Source organism: Parasedimentitalea denitrificans (assembly GCF_011813015.1).
Classification (GTDB): domain Bacteria; phylum Pseudomonadota; class Alphaproteobacteria; order Rhodobacterales; family Rhodobacteraceae; genus Parasedimentitalea; species Parasedimentitalea denitrificans.
In genome coordinates this window covers 1-18,225 of the sequence record NZ_QHLQ01000006.1, presented here as the reverse complement: position 1 = coordinate 18,225, position 18,225 = coordinate 1, and the positions used below count along the sequence as shown (strand labels likewise).

Genomic DNA, 18,225 nt, shown 5'->3' with positions numbered 1-18,225 from the left:
GGCGAGATTCTCTCGTGGGAGGTTGCAGGCATCGCGATGTCGGACTGGACCACGCAACACAAACCGGGCGGAACGCGTTTCGCTCACGTTGAAAGGAAAACCAAATGGCTAAGAAGCTTGCTGGTACAATGAAGCTGCAGGTTCCTGCAGGTAAAGCGAACCCCTCGCCACCAGTTGGTCCGGCGCTGGGTCAGCGCGGCATTAACATCATGGAATTCTGTAAGGCGTTCAACGCTAAAACTGCAGATCTGGAGCCCGGTGCGCCGTGCCCAACCGTGATCACCTACTACCAGGACAAGTCCTTCACTATGGACATCAAGACGCCACCTGCGTCTTACTTCCTGAAGAAGGCTGCCAAGGTTAAGTCCGGTGCTAAAACACCGTCGCGCGAAACCGTCGGTACTGTGACCGCGGCTCAGGTGAAAGAAATCGCCGAAGCCAAGATGAAAGATCTGAACGCCAACGATATCGAAGGCGCTATGCAGATCATCCTGGGCTCTGCCCGCTCTATGGGCATCGAGGTGAAGTAATATGGCTAAGCTTGGAAAACGTACTCGCGCTGCGCGCGAAGCATTCGCTGGCAAAGTAGATGTGTCGGTTGAAGAAGCTGTTGCTCTGATCAAGGCCAATGCCAATGCTAAGTTCGATGAAACCATCGAAATCGCAATGAACCTGGGTGTTGACACACGTCACGCTGACCAGATGGTTCGTGGTGTTATCGGCCTGCCAAACGGCACTGGTAAATCCATGCGCGTTGCTGTTTTTGCACGTGGCCCCAAGGCTGACGAAGCCAAGGCTGCTGGCGCTGACATCATTGGTGCAGAAGACCTGATGGAAACCATTCAGGGCGGCACAATCGATTTCGATCGTTGCATCGCGACACCTGACATGATGCCAATCGTTGGTCGTCTGGGTAAAGTTCTGGGCCCACGTAACCTGATGCCAAACCCAAAGGTTGGCACTGTGACTATGGATGTGAAAGCAGCCGTAGAAGCAGCCAAAGGTGGCGAAGTTCAGTTCAAAGCTGAAAAAGGTGGCGTGGTGCACGCTGGTGTTGGCAAAGCATCGTTTGACGAAGCTAAGCTGGTAGAAAACATCCGCGCATTTGTTTCTGCTGTTGCCAAGGCTAAGCCAGCAGGCGCCAAAGGTGCCTACATGCAGAAAATCGCTCTGTCCTCGACTATGGGCCCAGGCGTGACTGTTAATGTAGACAACGCTGCTGCTGAGTAAGATCGGCGTAGACTGTTAAATTAGAGGCCCGGATCTGCTGCCGCAGTTCCGGGCCTTTTCACATAGACAGGCCGTGCCAATGGGCCGACTAGGCGTTCTCCCGTGTCGGTTTTCCAATGTTCAGCCAGCTGTATTTGCATCCTAACATCTGATCCGAATATCGATGGTGGTACCACCAGAGCGGAGACGGACGGGGACTTTATCTCCCGTGCGTAAATGCATTCCTGTAGCGCCCCGTTTACAACCGGGGTCCTGAACCTGTGCCGGGGTGTGAGGCCGGCGGTAATCGCGCGATTGCAAGCACTCTGACGGGTAAATCAAAACTTCGCATAAAGAGACCGTGCGCAGACCTGACATTGGTGCAACAGTTGGACAGTCTGATGATATCGCCGAAACCTGCATTTTCTGCTTGGAAAGCCCTTAAAATCCTCTTAGGTGTGACCGCGAAGTGAAGCGTGCGATTCGTCGTGCGCTTTGTTTCGTTTCGTCCAAGATGGTGGGTGGCCCTTTCTAAGGGTCTTAATTTCCCTCCTGAGACGGGAAAAGACAAAAAAGATCGAGGACTTTCAAACCCTCGGGCGATTTTTGGCTCACCCCGTAACTACGGACCTGAACGCTGGGTTTTTCGAAGCCTGGCAAACTTGAGCCGGGATGTCTGACATCCCAAATTTGGAGAGAACTGTGGATAGAGCCCAGAAAGAGAAATTGGTCGACGAACTCGGCCAGATCTTCGAAAGCTCTGGCGTTGTTGTGGTATCACACTACGTCGGTCTGACAGTTGCTGATATGCAAGATCTACGGGGCCGCGCTCGCGAAGCCGGCGGATCTGTGCGTGTTGCCAAAAACAGGCTCGCCAAAATCGCCCTCGAGGGAAAGTCATGTGCAAGCATTTCTGACCTGCTGACAGGGATGACCGTTCTAACCTATTCTGAGGATCCAGTGGCTGCGGCCAAGGTTGCTCAGGAATTCGCCAAGGAGAACAAAAAGTTCGTTATCCTTGGTGGTGCAATGGGTGAGAATGCTCTGGATGTTGCTGGCGTTGAAGCCGTGTCGAAAATGCCTTCCCGCGAGGAGCTTATTGCTTCCATCGCTGGCTGCATCGGCGCACCTGCTTCCAACATCGCTGGCGCAATTGGCGCACCTGCAAGCAATATCGCAAGCATCCTTTCGACCATCGAAGAGAAGGCGGAAGCTGCGTAAGCGGTTGGCACTGAATGACTGGCGTGGGGCATGTGCCCTGACGTTGGAAAAACACACTGATAAACGGAAAGAGCTGATAAAATGGCTGATCTGAAAGCACTCGCAGAAAGCATCGTGGGCCTGACCCTGCTGGAAGCACAAGAACTGAAAACCATCCTCAAAGATGAGTATGGCATCGAGCCTGCCGCTGGTGGCGCTGTTGTAATGGCTGCTGGTGGCGACGCCGGTGCAGCTGAAGAAGAAAAGACTGAATTTGACGTGATCCTGAAGAGCCCAGGCGCTTCTAAGATCAACGTGATCAAAGAAGTCCGCGGCATCACTGGTCTGGGTCTGAAAGAAGCTAAGACTCTGGTCGAAGCTGGCGGCAAGATCAAAGAAGGCGTGTCGAAAGACGAAGCTGAAGACGTTAAAGGCAAGCTGGAAGCAGCTGGCGCCGAAGTCGAAGTGGCCTAAGCTTAGGTTGCTTGAGGGTGGCTCGCTCTGCGGGCTGCTTTCGAAATTTGGCTGGATCCGGACAATATCCGGGTCCAGCCGAACCTGTCTTAGAAAGGGCCTGATGAAGTCAGGCGTTTTCTAAGGCGAGGTTATATGGATCGGGAGGCCGCCATTCGGGACGGTGGCCATGAATTGATCCGACCAAGCTGTCTCGTATGGGCAAGGTGCTGGAACCCGGCGGCATCCTTGACCGGTGAGAATTTAAAAAGGTGACATCTGACATGGCTCAATCGTTCCTTGGCCAGAAACGTCTTCGTACATATTACGGCAAAATCCGTGAAGTTCTGGAGATGCCGAACCTCATTGAGGTGCAGAAATCTTCTTATGATCTTTTCTTGCGCTCCGGTGATGAACCCCAGCCGTTGGACGGCGAAGGCATCAATGGCGTGTTCCAGTCGGTTTTCCCGATTAAGGATTTCAACGAAACTTCCATTCTGGAATTCGTGAAATACGATCTTGAAAAGCCTAAGTATGACGTCGAAGAGTGTATGCAGCGCGACATGACCTATGCGGCTCCGCTGAAGGTTACACTGCGTCTGATCGTATTCGATATCGATGAAGATACCGGTGCGAAATCGGTTAAAGACATCAAAGAACAAGACGTCTTCATGGGCGACATGCCACTGATGACACCGAACGGCACATTTGTTGTGAACGGCACCGAGCGGGTAATCGTTTCGCAGATGCACCGTTCGCCTGGTGTGTTCTTTGATCACGACAAAGGCAAAACCCACTCTTCAGGTAAACTGCTGTTTGCTTGCCGCATCATCCCGTACCGCGGCTCGTGGCTGGACTTTGAATTCGACGCCAAAGACATCGTCTTTGCGCGTATCGACCGTCGCCGCAAACTGCCTGTCACAACCCTGCTTTACGCTCTGGGTCTGGACCAGGAAGGCATCATGGATGCCTACTATGACACCGTTAGCTACACTCTGGAGCAAGGCCGTGGTTGGGTTACCCCGTTCTTCCCTGAGCGCGTGCGCGGCACCCGTCCTACCTATGATCTGGTTGACGCCAAGACTGGCGAAATCATTGCTGAAACCGGCAAGAAAATCACTCCTCGCGCAGCTAAGAAGCTGATCGACGAGGGGTCTGTTTCGGATCTGCTTGTTCCGTTTGATCACATCTTGGGCAAATTCGTCGCCAAGGATATCATCAACGAAGAAAACGGCGCCATCTATGTCGAGGCCGGCGACGAGCTGACCATGGAATACGACAAGTCCGGTGAGCTCATTGGCGGCTCGCTCAAGGACCTGATGGACGCGGGCATCACCGAGATTCCTGTACTGGACATCGATAACATCAATGTCGGCCCATACATGCGCAACACTATGGCGGCAGACAAGAACATGGGTCGCGACACCGCGCTCATGGACATCTACCGCGTTATGCGTCCGGGTGAGCCACCCACCGTCGAAGCAGCTTCGGCGCTGTTCGACACCCTGTTCTTCGATAGCGAGCGTTATGATCTGTCGGCCGTTGGTCGTGTGAAAATGAACATGCGTCTGGCTTTGGATGCTGACGATACTCAGCGGACACTGCGCAAAGAAGATATCATTTCTTGCATCAAAGCGCTGGTTGACCTGCGTGATGGTCGCGGCGGCGTTGACGACATTGACCACTTGGGCAACCGTCGTGTGCGTTCCGTTGGCGAGTTGATGGAAAACCAGTACCGCGTTGGTCTGCTGCGCATGGAGCGCGCGATCAAAGAGCGTATGTCTTCGGTCGAAATCGACACTGTGATGCCGCAGGACCTGATCAACGCCAAGCCAGCTGCTGCTGCGGTGCGTGAATTCTTCGGTTCCTCGCAGCTGTCTCAGTTCATGGACCAAACCAACCCGCTGTCCGAAGTGACACACAAACGCCGTCTCTCGGCGCTTGGACCTGGCGGTTTGACCCGCGAACGTGCTGGCTTTGAAGTACGCGACGTTCACCCGACCCACTATGGTCGGATGTGCCCGATTGAAACGCCTGAAGGCCCGAACATTGGTCTGATCAACTCGCTGGCTACTTATGCCCGCGTGAACAAATACGGCTTCATCGAAACACCTTATCGTGTGGTAACCGACGGTCACGTGACCGACGAAGTTCACTACATGTCAGCAACCGAAGAAATGCGTCACACTGTGGCGCAGGCCAACGCGACGCTGGACGAGAACGGCAACTTCATCAACGAACTGGTGTCTACACGCCAGTCCGGTGACTACACACTGGCGCAGCGTGAAAACGTTGACCTGATCGATGTGTCGCCCAAGCAGTTGGTATCTGTTGCTGCCTCGCTGATCCCGTTCCTAGAAAACGACGATGCGAACCGGGCCCTGATGGGTTCGAACATGATGCGTCAGGCGGTTCCACTGCTGCGTGCCGAAGCTCCGCTGGTCGGAACCGGTATCGAAGAAGTTGTTGCCCGTGACTCTGGTGCGGCCTACATGGCCAAGCGCGCTGGTATCGTTGACCAGGTTGACGCTCAGCGTATCGTTATCCGCGCGACAGCTGATCTCGAACTGGGTGATGCAGGCGTTGATATCTATCGCATGCGCAAGTTCCAGCGTTCGAACCAGAACACTTGCATCAACCAGCGTCCGCTGGTGAAGGTGGGTGACACTGTTCGTAAGGGCGAAGTTATTGCTGACGGTCCGTCTACGGATCTTGGTGAACTGGCTCTGGGTAAAAACGTGGTCGTCGCGTTTATGCCTTGGAACGGCTACAACTACGAAGACTCCATCCTGATCTCTGAGCGCATCGCGCGTGATGACGTATTCACATCGGTTCACATCGAAGAATTCGAAGTCGCAGCCCGTGATACAAAGCTTGGCCCAGAAGAAATCACCCGCGACATTCCAAACGTCGGCGAGGAAGCCCTGCGCAACCTTGACGAAGCTGGTATTGTTTACATCGGCGCCGATGTAGAGCCGGGCGACATTCTGGTTGGTAAGATCACACCAAAGGGCGAAAGCCCAATGACGCCAGAAGAAAAACTGCTGCGCGCCATCTTTGGTGAGAAAGCCTCGGACGTTCGCGATACATCGCTGCGCGTCAAGCCAGGTGACTTTGGTACAGTCGTAGAAGTTCGCGTCTTTAACCGCCACGGTGTGGAAAAAGACGAACGTGCGATCCAGATCGAGCGTGAAGAAGTTGAACGTCTGGCCCGTGACCGCGACGATGAGCTGACAATCCTGGACCGCAACATCTATGCCCGCCTAAAAGGCATGGTGCTGGGTCAGACAGCTGTCAAAGGTCCACGCGGTATCCGCGGTGGTACCGTGATCACCGAGGAAATGCTGACCTCAATGATCCGCAGTCAGTGGTGGATGTTGGCTCTGGAAGACGAGAAGGGCGCTCAGGCTGTTGAGGCTCTGAACGAGCAGTACGAAGTGCAAAAGCGCGCTTTGGATGCCCGTTTTGAGGACAAAGTCGAGAAAGTCCGTCGTGGCGACGATCTGCCGCCAGGTGTGATGAAGATGGTCAAAGTATTCATCGCGGTGAAGCGTAAGCTGCAGCCGGGTGATAAAATGGCCGGTCGTCACGGGAACAAAGGTGTTATTTCCAAGGTTGTACCTATGGAAGACATGCCGTTCCTGGCCGATGGTACGCCGGTTGACTTCTGTCTGAACCCCCTGGGTGTGCCTTCGCGTATGAACGTTGGTCAGATCCTTGAAACTCACATGGGTTGGGCCGCTCGCGGTCTGGGTATCAACATCGACGAAGCATTGGGTGAGTACCGTCGTTCCGGCGACCTGACCCCAGTTCGCGATGCGATGCAGCACGCCTATGGCGACCAGGTCTATGCCGATGGTCTGGCAGACATGACCGAGGAAGAGCTGGTTGAAGCGGCTGGTAACGTTACCAGCGGTGTTCCGATCGCTACTCCGGTATTCGATGGTGCCAAAGAAGCAGACGTCAATGACGCTCTGGTTCGCGCTGGCTTCTCGGAAAGCGGTCAGTCGGTATTGTTTGATGGTCGTACAGGTGAGCAGTTTGCCCGCCCTGTTACCGTCGGCATGAAGTACCTGCTGAAACTGCACCACCTGGTGGATGACAAAATCCACGCACGTTCGACCGGACCATACTCGCTTGTTACTCAGCAGCCGCTGGGTGGTAAGGCGCAGTTCGGTGGTCAGCGTTTCGGGGAAATGGAAGTCTGGGCTCTCGAAGCTTACGGCGCTGCCTATACCCTGCAGGAAATGCTCACCGTTAAGTCGGATGACGTGGCAGGCCGGACCAAGGTCTATGAAAGCATCGTCAAGGGCGAGGACAACTACGAAGCAGGCGTCCCAGAATCGTTTAACGTTCTGGTGAAAGAAGTTCGTGGCCTTGGCCTGAATATGGAACTCCTGGATGCGGAGGTGGACGAGTAAGGGTCTCGCGCCCTTACCCCCACAACCCTTCCGCACGAATTTGAGGATTCAAAAATGAACCAGGAACTGACGAACAACCCGTTCAACCCGCTGACACCACCAAAGGTGTTCGACGAGATCAAAGTCTCGCTGGCCTCGCCAGAGCGGATCCTGTCGTGGTCGTATGGCGAAATCAAAAAGCCAGAAACCATCAACTACCGTACGTTCAAGCCAGAGCGTGATGGCCTGTTCTGCGCACGTATCTTTGGCCCTATCAAAGACTACGAATGTCTGTGCGGCAAATATAAGCGCATGAAATATCGCGGCGTTGTCTGCGAAAAATGTGGTGTTGAAGTTACGCTGCAAAAGGTACGCCGCGAGCGTATGGGCCACATCGAGCTGGCTTCGCCAGTAGCACACATCTGGTTCCTCAAGTCGCTGCCATCGCGCATCGGCCTGATGCTGGACATGACACTGCGTGATCTGGAACGTGTTCTGTACTTCGAAAACTACGTTGTGATCGAACCCGGTCTGACTGATCTGACTTACGGTCAGATGATGACCGAAGAAGAGTTCATGGACGCTCAGGATGCCTATGGCATGGACGCCTTCACCGCCAACATCGGCGCCGAAGCGATCCGTGAAATGCTTTCGGCTATCGATCTGGAAGCCGAAGCTGACCAGCTGCGTGCTGATCTGGCCGAAGCCACTGGTGAGCTGAAGCCTAAGAAGATCATCAAGCGCCTGAAGGTTGTCGAAAGCTTCCTGGAATCCGGCAACCGCCCTGAGTGGATGGTTCTGACTGTGATCCCAGTGATCCCGCCAGAACTGCGCCCGCTGGTGCCTCTGGATGGCGGTCGTTTCGCGACGTCGGATCTGAACGATCTGTATCGCCGCGTTATTAACCGGAACAACCGTCTGAAGCGCCTGATCGAACTGCGCGCACCTGACATCATCGTCCGTAACGAAAAGCGGATGTTGCAGGAATCGGTTGATGCTCTTTTCGACAACGGCCGTCGTGGTCGCGTAATCACTGGCGCCAACAAGCGTCCGCTGAAATCGCTGTCCGACATGCTGAAAGGTAAGCAAGGTCGCTTCCGTCAAAACCTTTTGGGTAAGCGCGTCGACTTCTCAGGTCGTTCGGTCATTGTGACTGGTCCGGAGCTGAAGCTGCACCAATGTGGTCTGCCGAAAAAGATGGCATTGGAGCTGTTCAAGCCGTTCATCTATTCGCGTCTTGAGGCCAAAGGTCTGTCTTCCACAGTGAAGCAAGCCAAGAAGCTGGTTGAAAAAGAGCGTCCAGAAGTTTGGGATATCCTGGACGAAGTGATCCGCGAACACCCAGTCATGCTGAACCGTGCGCCTACACTGCACCGTCTTGGTATTCAGGCATTCGAACCCACGCTGATCGAAGGTAAGGCTATCCAGCTGCACCCACTGGTCTGTTCGGCGTTCAACGCTGACTTTGATGGTGACCAGATGGCGGTCCACGTTCCACTGAGCCTTGAGGCCCAGTTGGAAGCACGTGTTCTGATGATGTCGACCAACAACGTTCTGTCACCTGCAAACGGTGCTCCGATCATTGTTCCGTCGCAGGATATGATCTTGGGTCTCTACTATGTGACCCTGGAGCGTGAAGGCATGCCGGGTGAAGGCTCGGTGTTCTCGTCACTGGAAGAAGTTCAGCACGCGCTGGATGCCAAGCAGGTTCACCTGCATTCCAAGATCACTGCACGGATGACGCAGATCGACGAAGAAGGTAACGAAGTGCAAGAGCGCTTTGAAACCACTCCGGGCCGTATGATCCTGGGTTCTTTGTTGCCAATGAACGCCAAGGCGCCGTTCAAGCTGGTCAACCGCCTGCTGCGTAAGAAAGAAGTCCAGACTGTTATTGATACGGTCTACCGTTACTGCGGTCAGAAAGAGTCGGTCATCTTCTGTGACCAGATCATGACCATGGGCTTTAAAGAGGCGTTCAAGGCCGGTATCTCGTTCGGTAAAGACGACATGCTGATCCCGGACACCAAGTGGCCACTGGTTGATGAAACCCGTGAGATGGTCAAGGATTTTGAACAGCAGTACATGGACGGCCTGATCACACAGGGCGAAAAGTACAACAAAGTTGTTGATGCCTGGGCCAAGTGTAACGACAAAGTCACCGACGCGATGATGGGTGCCATTTCGGCATCCAAGCGCAACGAGGCTGGTGCTGAAATGGAGCCGAACTCGGTTTACATGATGGCCCACTCTGGTGCGCGTGGTTCGGTTACTCAGATGAAACAGCTGGGTGGTATGCGTGGTCTGATGGCCAAGCCAAACGGCGACATCATCGAGACACCGATTATCTCGAACTTTAAAGAAGGTCTGACCGTGTTGGAGTACTTCAACTCTACACACGGTGCCCGTAAGGGTCTGTCGGATACGGCTTTGAAAACTGCGAACTCGGGGTATCTGACCCGTCGTCTGGTGGACGTTGCTCAGGATTGTATCGTTCGCGATCATGACTGTGGCACCGATGCTGCGATCACTGCTGTGGCAGCGGTCAACGATGGTGAGGTTGTTGCAACTCTGGGCGAACGTGTTCTGGGTCGTGTTGCAGCCGAAGACATCAAGAAGCCAGGTACCGAGGATGTGCTTGTTGCTCATGGTCAGCTGATTGACGAACGTATGGCTGACGCCATCGAAGAGGCTGGCGTTCGCTCTGCCCGTCTGCGTAGCCCGCTGACCTGTGAGGCCGAAGAAGGCGTCTGCGTCATGTGCTACGGCCGTGACTTGGCGCGCGGTACCATGGTGAACACTGGCGAAGCCGTCGGTATCATCGCGGCGCAGTCGATTGGTGAACCTGGTACACAGCTGACTATGCGTACATTCCACATTGGTGGTGTTGCGCAGGCTGGTCAGCAGTCGTTCCAGGAAGCCTCGGTTGACGGTAAGATTGTCTTTGAGAACGCACAGACACTGACGAACGCCAGCGGCGAAGTCATGGTTCTGGGCCGCAGCATGAAGCTGATCATCCAGGATGAGCACGGTGAAGAGCGCTCCAGCCACAAACTGGCCTATGGTTCCAAGCTGTTCGTATCCGAAGGTCAGGAAGTGATCCGCGGTGACAAGATGTACGAATGGGATCCCTACACTCTGCCAATCCTGGCCGAGAAAGCGGGTACTATTAAATACGTCGATCTGGCGAACGGTATCGCACTGCGCGAAGAAACCGATGAAGCCACCGGTATGACACAGAAGATCGTGATCGACTGGCGTACGGCTCCAAAGGGTGGCGAGCTGAAGCCGGAACTTATTCTGGTGGACAAAGATGGCGAACCTGTCCGCAATGATCTGGGACACCCGGTTCACTATGGCATGTCGGTTGACGCGGTTCTGTCGATTGAAGACGGTGACGAAGTCCAGGCCGGTGACGTTATTGCGCGTATCCCGCGTGAAGGCGCCAAGACCAAGGATATTACCGGTGGTCTGCCACGGGTTGCGGAACTGTTCGAAGCACGTCGTCCAAAAGATCACGCGATCATCGCCGAAATCGATGGTTACGTCCGCTTTGGCCGCGACTACAAGAACAAGCGTCGCGTCTCGATTGAACCAGCTGACGAGTCAATGGAAACCGTGGAATACATGGTGCCCAAGGGCAAGCACATCCCGGTTCAAGAAGGTGACTTCATCGCTAAGGGTGAATACCTGATGGACGGTAACCCAGCTCCGCACGATATTCTTGCGGTTATGGGCGTCGAAGCGCTGGCTGACTACATGATCGACGAAGTGCAGGACGTTTATCGTCTGCAGGGCGTGAAGATCAACGATAAGCACATCGAGGTTATCGTTCGTCAGATGCTGCAGAAGTGGGAAGTTTTGGACAGCGGTGACACCACCCTGCTCAAGGGCGAACACGTCGATAAGCACGAGTTCGACTTGGCCTGTGCCAAAGCTGACTCCAAGGGTGGTCGTTTGGCCCGTGGCGAACCGATCCTGCTTGGGATCACCAAGGCTTCGTTGCAGACCCGTTCGTTCATCTCGGCTGCTTCGTTCCAGGAAACCACACGAGTTCTGACCGAAGCATCGGTACAGGGTAAGCGCGACAAACTGGTTGGTCTGAAAGAGAACGTCATTGTTGGTCGTCTGATCCCAGCCGGTACTGGTGGTGCTACCGATCGTGTGCGCAATATTGCTCAGGGTCGCGACAATGTCGTGCTCGAAGCGCGCCGCGAAGAGGCCGAAGCTGCTGCAGCCCTGGCTGCCCCTGTGATGGAAGAAGACATCATTGGTGGCGACACTTTCGACAATCTGGTGGAAACGCCGGAAAGCCGCGATTGATCGCTTGATCACATGAATTGAAGAGCCCCCGCGCAGAGATGCGCGGGGGCTTTTTTCATGGTGCAACTTCCAGCACCTCAAAATACCAATTTGGCTGCATTCCCTTTATTACAGATGGCAGAGGCATCGGGCGTGCTGGAAACCGTCGAAATTTCTCTTTTCTTTCCCTGTTCATGATGATTGGGTCGGCAAAACAAGCAAAAGCTCCGGGGCGAACTATGGAATTGAGTGTCAAAATGGTTGGACTGTTGCGCTTTTCAGTACTCAGCCCGACCTATTATTCCGAGCGGTTCAAGACGATTGAGGAAACTGCCGCGCATCTGTTTTCAGAAGAGCGGATGGAGCTTCGATTTCGGATCTTTGAAACCCTGTGCTTGCCGTCGTTGGTTCGGCAAAGCGACAAAGACTTTACTCTGGTGGTTCTGACCGCCGAATCCATGCCCGCCCCATATATGGCCCACCTTCTTGATGTGTTGGAGCCGTACCCCAATGTGGTCGTTCGCCCTGTGGGTACTGGCAATCACTACAACCTGTTAAAGCAAGCCTATGCTTCGGTGCCGCTGGACGGTGCCAGCCACCAGATCCTGTTTCGGCTGGATGATGATGACGCCGTGGATTTTGACTTTGTGCGTCGGGCCAAACATTTGGCGCTGGGAATGATCCCCTTGCAAGGGTCGGGCACACCCTTTGTTCTTGCTAACAACCGTGGCTTTTACGCACACAAGACTGATGATGGCGTCGAGATATATGACGCTTGCGAAAGGGCACCTTTATCGACGGGAACCGCATTGGTGGCGCCTGCTGGCCATGGTTCCAATCCCTATCGCTATAACCACCGAAAGTTTGCCCAGCACTTCAACACATTCTCGGATATTTCGGTGCCGTCCTTTGTGCGCACTATTCATGGCGACAACAAATCCCAGCCAACGCAGATGGGCCTGACCCGTAATTGGAGCAAAGATCAGATCGACGAAAAGTTGAAGCAGCACTTTGGTCTGTCGGTAGACACTTTGCAGGATCTGCTTCAGTGACCGGCAACCAGCTTGGTGCGCTGCTGATGATGGGCAGTATGGCGGGGTTCACCTTTAATGATGCGCTGGTGAAATCTGTCGGGGCCGCGATGCCATTGTCGCAGATCCTGACCCTGCGCGGTGCAGTTGCCAGCATCCTGATTTATGTACTAGCACGGCGGATGGGGTCGCTCCGGTGGAACTTGCCTCGGCGCGACTGGGGGCTCATTGCTGCTCGTTGTGCAGCCGAAGTCACTGCCACCTATCTGTTCCTGACCGCCCTGATGGTGACACCCCTAGCCAATCTTACCGCAATCCTTCAAAGTTTGCCGCTGACCATCACGCTTGGGGCCGCCGTGTTCTTTGGCGAGCCTGTTGGCTGGCGTAGGTTGTCCGCCATTTTGGTTGGGTTTTGCGGCGTTCTGTTGATCATTCGCCCCGGTGTTGATGGGTTCGGTGAAGGGACGCTTTATGCGTTGGCAGCGGTTTTAGCCATTACCGCGCGCGATCTGGTGACCCGGCGCATGTCGGCCGAGGTTCCGTCTATGGTGGTGACTTTGATGGCCTCGCTCACAGTTCTGTTGTGCGCGATCGTGGCGTCTACACAGGTCACATGGGAGCCGGTTTCAGTGCATAGCCTAACTGCAGTTGTCGGCGCGGCCTTGTTCATTTTCGCCGGCTATCTTTGTTCGGTCATGACAATGCGGGTTGGAGACGTCGCCTTTATCTCGCCGTTCCGCTACACTGGGTTGCTCTGGGCCTTGCTGTTGGGTTGGTTGGTGTTTGGCGATTGGCCAGACGTGCTGACACTGTTGGGGGCCATGATTGTCGTCGCCACCGGTCTGTTCACGCTTTACCGCGAACGGAAGATTTCAGCCGGGTGAAAACACTCGCCGAATATGATCGCTGTCCATTGCGAACCGGGCGAGAAACTCACCTTCCTGTTCCGGAGTAAGAGTCTCGACCGGAATGGCCTTTACTGGCTTTTGTCGTGAGTCGTTAAATGTATTATGGGTGCGGACGAACATTGGGTCGTCAGTGATTGTTACGGTGGGCATGAACCGGTGAATTTTCTCATGGGCAAAGTTCATGATGGTTAGGTGACAGTTACCTTCCACATACATGCCTAGGGACGCTACATAGTATGGGCGGTGGATTTCGGTCGCTGTTATGCCGTTGGCACCGACTTTCGCCGCGTAGCCGCGATTAAAGTCAAAGGCGATGGTGCGGTTCTTGGCGACAAGACCCGAGCAATCTGACACCGTGCCCCGCAGCCGTTCAATAAAGTTCACCGAAACGGCATCATCGTCATCATGGCGGAACTGAAGGCAGGGTTGTGATGGATCCCGGCGCGCCGCGTTCAGGATCTCTTTCATCACCGCCCGTTGTTTCCTTGGCGGCTCGGAATGAATTCGGATCTGTGGGATGCCCACACAGAGATCACGTAGTCGATCAAGATGGTGTTTAGGCAAGCTGTCGCCGATCACGATGATCAGTTCAAAATCCTGATCTGTCTGTTCTTTCAGGCAGGGCAGGGCGACGGTTTCCATCAGTTGAAAACGTTCTTCCATACGTTGCTCACCATAAAGATAGGCGATCCGTTCTTCTATCGTATCATGTTCTACTTGGAACCCACCATAAGCAGGGTATGAGAACCGGCACAGTCCAATGATTTGCATGAAATTCAACCTCGATCGCAAAATGGAAACGTATAGAGCACTATGGCGCGGCCAATGACTGTCGACAAGTTGTTCCACGGGCCGTTTCAGCGGGGAATGGAGCAGGCAGATAAGGCTGACTTGGCCCCTGTTGACATCATCAGCGACTCCCCATATACGCGCGTTATCCGGCATTTGGGGGTCTCCTCATAAGCCGATATCAAAACTGTAGTGGACCAAGATTCAAGCACCTATCGCTTGCTTCCTCTGTAAACCCACCGCGTCGTTCACCTCGGAATGGGAGCGATTGCGGTTTTTGCGCTTGTGATATCATAGCGTGAAAGAATTGAGCCGCACGCCTAGGCGTGCATGACCATGAGTTGCAAAACGGGGAATGAACCGGAATGCCAACGATTCAACAGCTGATCCGCAAACCGCGGCAGCCGAAAGTAAAACGCTCGAAGTCCATGCACATGCAAGGCTGCCCGCAAAAGCGCGGCGTCTGCACACGCGTGTACACGACCACTCCTAAGAAACCTAACTCCGCGATGCGGAAAGTTGCCAAGGTTCGCCTGACCAACGGTTTCGAAGTGATCTCCTACATCCCAGGTGAAAGCCACAACCTTCAGGAGCACTCTGTGGTTCTGATCCGTGGCGGCCGGGTAAAGGATCTTCCAGGCGTTCGTTACCACATCCTGCGCGGTGTTCTGGATACCCAGGGCGTTAAAGACCGTAAACAACGTCGTTCGAAGTACGGCGCGAAGCGTCCTAAGTAAGAGGAATATTCGATGTCACGTCGTCACGCCGCTGAGAAGCGCGAAATTCTACCCGACGCCAAATTCGGCGATCGCGTATTGAGCAAATTCATGAACAACCTGATGATCGACGGTAAGAAGTCGGTCGCAGAGCGGATCGTTTACAACGCGATGGATCGCGTTGAAAGCAAGATCAAGCGTTCGCCTGTTGAAGTCTTCCACGAAGCCCTCGACAACATCAAACCTTCGGTCGAAGTTCGTTCGCGCCGTGTTGGTGGTGCTACTTACCAGGTTCCTGTTGAAGTACGCCCTGAGCGCCGCGAAGCTCTGGCCATCCGCTGGTTGATCAACGCTTCCCGTGCCCGCAACGAGAACACCATGGAAGAGCGCCTTGCAGGCGAGCTTATGGACGCTGTCCAGTCCCGTGGTTCCGCCGTTAAAAAGCGCGAAGACACCCATAAGATGGCCGATGCTAACAAAGCATTCAGCCATTATCGCTGGTAACCTCTAAGGATTAGGACGAGAACAATGGCTCGCGAATATCCCCTCGACCGCTACCGTAATTTCGGGATCATGGCGCACATCGATGCAGGTAAAACTACCTGCTCCGAGCGCATCCTGTTTTATACTGGTAAGTCACACAACATCGGCGAAGTTCACGACGGCGCTGCTACCATGGATCACATGGAGCAGGAGCAGGAACGTGGCATCACCATCACTTCGGCTGCGACAACCACATTCTGGGAACGCACCGAAGACGGCGTTTCTGCGGATTCTGAAAAGCACCGCATGAACATCATCGACACCCCTGGCCACGTTGACTTCACTATTGAAGTTGAGCGTTCGCTAGCGGTTCTCGATGGTGCTGTCTGTGTTCTTGACGCCAACGCTGGTGTTGAGCCTCAGACTGAAACCGTTTGGCGTCAGGCTGACCGCTACAAAGTTCCGCGTATGGTTTTTGTCAACAAGATGGACAAGATCGGCGCTGACTTCTTCAACTGTGTAAACATGATTGAAGAGCGTACCGGTACACGTGCTGTTCCAGTGGCTATTCCTATCGGTGCAGAAACCGAGCTGGAAGGTCTGCTGGACCTCGTAACCATGGAAGAATGGTTGTGGGAAGGTGAAGACCTTGGCGCATCTTGGGTCAAAGCTCCTATTCGTGAAAGCCTGCAAGACATGGCTGACGAATGGCGCGGCAAAATGATCGAAGCGGCCGTCGAAATGGACGACGACGCAATGGAAGCTTACCTGGAAGGTGAAGAGCCTGACGTAGCCACGCTGCGCAGCCTGATCCGCAAAGGTACACTGGCTATGGAATTCGTTCCTGTGCTTGGTGGCTCCGCGTTCAAAAACAAAGGTGTTCAGCCTCTATTGAACGCTGTAATCGACTATCTGCCCAGCCCGCTGGACGTTGTTGATTACATGGGTTTTGCTCCCGGTGACGAAGAAGAAGTCCGTAACATCGCCCGCCGTGCGGATGATGACATGGCGTTCTCGGCGCTGGCATTCAAAATCTGGAATGACCCCTTTGTTGGCTCGCTGACCTTCACTCGTATTTACTCCGGTAAACTCGAAAAGGGCGACAGCTTCCTGAACTCGACCAAAGGTAAAAAAGAGCGCGTTGGCCGCATGATGATCATGCACTCCAACGACCGTGATGAAATCAGCGAAGCATTCGCTGGCGACATTATCGCTCTGGGCGGTCTGAAGGACACAACAACCGGTGACACACTCTGTGCTGTCAACGAACCTGTTGTTCTGGAAACAATGACCTTCCCTGATCCGGTTATCGAGATTGCGGTTGAGCCTAAGACTAAAGGCGACCAGGAAAAGATGTCGACTGGCCTTCAGCGCCTGGCGGCAGAAGATCCTTCCTTCCGTGTTGAGACCGACATCGAATCCGGTCAGACAATCATGAAAGGCATGGGCGAACTTCACCTGGATATTCTGGTTGATCGTCTGCGTCGTGAATTCAAGGTTGAAGCCAACATCGGTGCCCCTCAGGTTGCTTACCGCGAGACCATCGGTCACGAAGTCGAGCACACCTACACCCACAAGAAACAGTCGGGTGGTTCGGGTCAGTACGGCGAAGTGAAACTGCTGATCTCTCCAACAGAAGCGGGCGAAGGTTTCTCCTTCGAATCCAAAATTGTTGGTGGTGCGGTGCCTAAGGAATACATCCCTGGCGTTGAAAAAGGCATCAAGTCTGTCATGGACTCTGGCCCTCTGGCTGGCTTCCCTGTGATCGACTTTAAGGTTCAGCTGCTTGACGGTAAGTTCCACGACGTTGACTCCAGCATCCTGGCCTTCGAAATCGCATCCCGGATGTGTATGCGTGAAGGTATGCGCCTTGCCGGTGCGAAGATGCTTGAGCCAATCATGAAGGTCGAAGTGATCACACCTGAAGAATACACAGGTGGTATCATTGGTGATCTGACATCCCGTCGTGGTCAGGTAACTGGCCAAGAGCCTCGCGGTCACGCGATTGCTATCGACGCCATGGTGCCTCTGGCCAACATGTTCGGCTACATCAACACTCTGCGTTCGATGAGCTCGGGCCGCGCCCAGTTCTCCATGCAGTTTGACCACTACGATCCGGTTCCGAATGCAATTTCGGAAGAGATCCAGGCGAAATACGCATAAGCGTCAAATATTTAGCGAGTGCGCGATTGTCGCGCACTCGCCTCAAACAAATAGGAGGCCATTATGGCTAAGGAAAAGTTCGAACGTAACAAACCACACGTCAACATCGGCACCATCGGCCACGTTGACCACGGCAAAACCACGCTGACAGCAGCGATCACCAAGTACTTTGGTGACTTCCAGGCCTACGACCAGATCGATGGCGCACCGGAAGAAAAAGCACGTGGTATCACCATTTCGACAGCTCACGTTGAGTACGAAACAGAGACCCGTCACTACGCTCACGTTGACTGCCCAGGTCACGCTGACTACGTGAAAAACATGATCACTGGTGCGGCTCAGATGGACGGCGCTATCCTGGTTGTTAACGCTGCTGATGGCCCAATGCCTCAGACACGTGAGCACATCCTGTTGGGTCGCCAGGTTGGCATCCCTTACATGGTTGTCTACATGAACAAAGTTGACCAGGTAGACGATGAAGAGCTGCTGGAACTGGTGGAAATGGAAATCCGCGAGCTGCTGTCTTCTTACGAATACCCTGGCGACGACATTCCTGTGATTCCTGGTTCGGCTC

General features: G+C 54.1%; 14 protein-coding genes. 13 read left to right on the top strand and 1 reads right to left on the bottom strand.

Annotated elements, in window-relative coordinates; translation table 11 throughout:
* Window positions 1–104 precede the first annotated feature (104 nt).
* The 8 genes from rplK (at window position 105) to DL239_RS07825 (ending at window position 13,476) form a co-directional block, all read left to right on the top strand.
* On the top strand, window positions 105–530 hold the full coding sequence (gene rplK, locus DL239_RS07860) for a 50S ribosomal protein L11 (protein WP_167683465.1): 426 nt from the start codon (window positions 105–107) through the stop codon (window positions 528–530).
* 1 nt (window position 531) lies between these two features.
* Window positions 532–1,230: a 50S ribosomal protein L1 gene (gene rplA / locus DL239_RS07855; protein WP_167683464.1), complete on the top strand. Its 699-nt coding sequence runs from the start codon at window positions 532–534 to the stop codon at window positions 1,228–1,230.
* 681 nt (window positions 1,231–1,911) lie between these two features.
* On the top strand, window positions 1,912–2,430 hold the full coding sequence (gene rplJ / locus DL239_RS07850) for a 50S ribosomal protein L10 (RefSeq protein WP_167683463.1): 519 nt from the start codon (window positions 1,912–1,914) through the stop codon (window positions 2,428–2,430).
* 81 nt (window positions 2,431–2,511) lie between these two features.
* Window positions 2,512–2,883 carry a 50S ribosomal protein L7/L12 gene (gene rplL, locus DL239_RS07845; protein ID WP_167683462.1) on the top strand — a complete coding sequence of 124 codons (372 nt, stop codon included), beginning with the start codon at window positions 2,512–2,514 and terminating at the stop codon, window positions 2,881–2,883.
* A gap of 263 nt (window positions 2,884–3,146) precedes the next feature.
* Window positions 3,147–7,283, top strand: a complete 4,137-nt coding sequence (gene rpoB, locus DL239_RS07840) for a DNA-directed RNA polymerase subunit beta (protein WP_167683461.1) — start codon at window positions 3,147–3,149, stop codon at window positions 7,281–7,283.
* A gap of 54 nt (window positions 7,284–7,337) precedes the next feature.
* Window positions 7,338–11,582, top strand: coding sequence for a DNA-directed RNA polymerase subunit beta' (gene rpoC, locus DL239_RS07835; RefSeq protein ID WP_167683460.1), 4,245 nt, complete (start codon window positions 7,338–7,340; stop codon window positions 11,580–11,582).
* Between the two features lie 218 nt (window positions 11,583–11,800).
* Window positions 11,801–12,613, top strand: coding sequence for a glycosyltransferase (locus tag DL239_RS07830; protein WP_167683459.1), 813 nt, complete (start codon window positions 11,801–11,803; stop codon window positions 12,611–12,613).
* Window positions 12,610–13,476 (top strand): DMT family transporter, encoded by an 867-nt coding sequence (locus DL239_RS07825; protein WP_167683458.1) that lies wholly within the window; start codon window positions 12,610–12,612, stop codon window positions 13,474–13,476. The genes DL239_RS07830 and DL239_RS07825 overlap by 4 nt, the downstream gene beginning before the upstream one ends.
* On the opposite strand, the gene DL239_RS07820 is transcribed toward DL239_RS07825, so the two are convergent.
* On the bottom strand, window positions 13,465–14,271 hold the full coding sequence (locus DL239_RS07820; RefSeq protein ID WP_167683457.1) for a putative rhamnosyl transferase: 807 nt from the start codon (window positions 14,269–14,271) through the stop codon (window positions 13,465–13,467). The genes DL239_RS07825 and DL239_RS07820 overlap by 12 nt on opposite strands.
* 54 nt (window positions 14,272–14,325) lie before the next feature.
* Between DL239_RS07820 and DL239_RS21440 the strand changes: the two genes are divergently transcribed.
* From DL239_RS21440 to DL239_RS07800, 5 genes are all read left to right on the top strand, one after another.
* Entirely contained in the window at window positions 14,326–14,463 is a 138-nt protein-coding gene (locus DL239_RS21440; protein WP_206188391.1) for a hypothetical protein, read from the top strand.
* Between the two features lie 191 nt (window positions 14,464–14,654).
* Window positions 14,655–15,026: a 30S ribosomal protein S12 gene (gene rpsL, locus DL239_RS07815; RefSeq protein WP_127750150.1), complete on the top strand. Its 372-nt coding sequence runs from the start codon at window positions 14,655–14,657 to the stop codon at window positions 15,024–15,026.
* A 12-nt stretch (window positions 15,027–15,038) separates the two neighbouring features.
* Complete coding sequence (gene rpsG, locus DL239_RS07810) at window positions 15,039–15,509, top strand: 30S ribosomal protein S7 (RefSeq protein WP_138163922.1); 471 nt, start codon at window positions 15,039–15,041, stop codon at window positions 15,507–15,509.
* Window positions 15,510–15,533: 24 nt separating this feature from the next.
* Complete coding sequence (gene fusA, locus DL239_RS07805) at window positions 15,534–17,651, top strand: elongation factor G (RefSeq protein WP_167683456.1); 2,118 nt, start codon at window positions 15,534–15,536, stop codon at window positions 17,649–17,651.
* Between the two features lie 63 nt (window positions 17,652–17,714).
* Window positions 17,715–18,225: GTP-binding protein (locus DL239_RS07800; RefSeq protein WP_167683455.1), on the top strand; the 511-nt coding region annotated here is incomplete at its 3' end.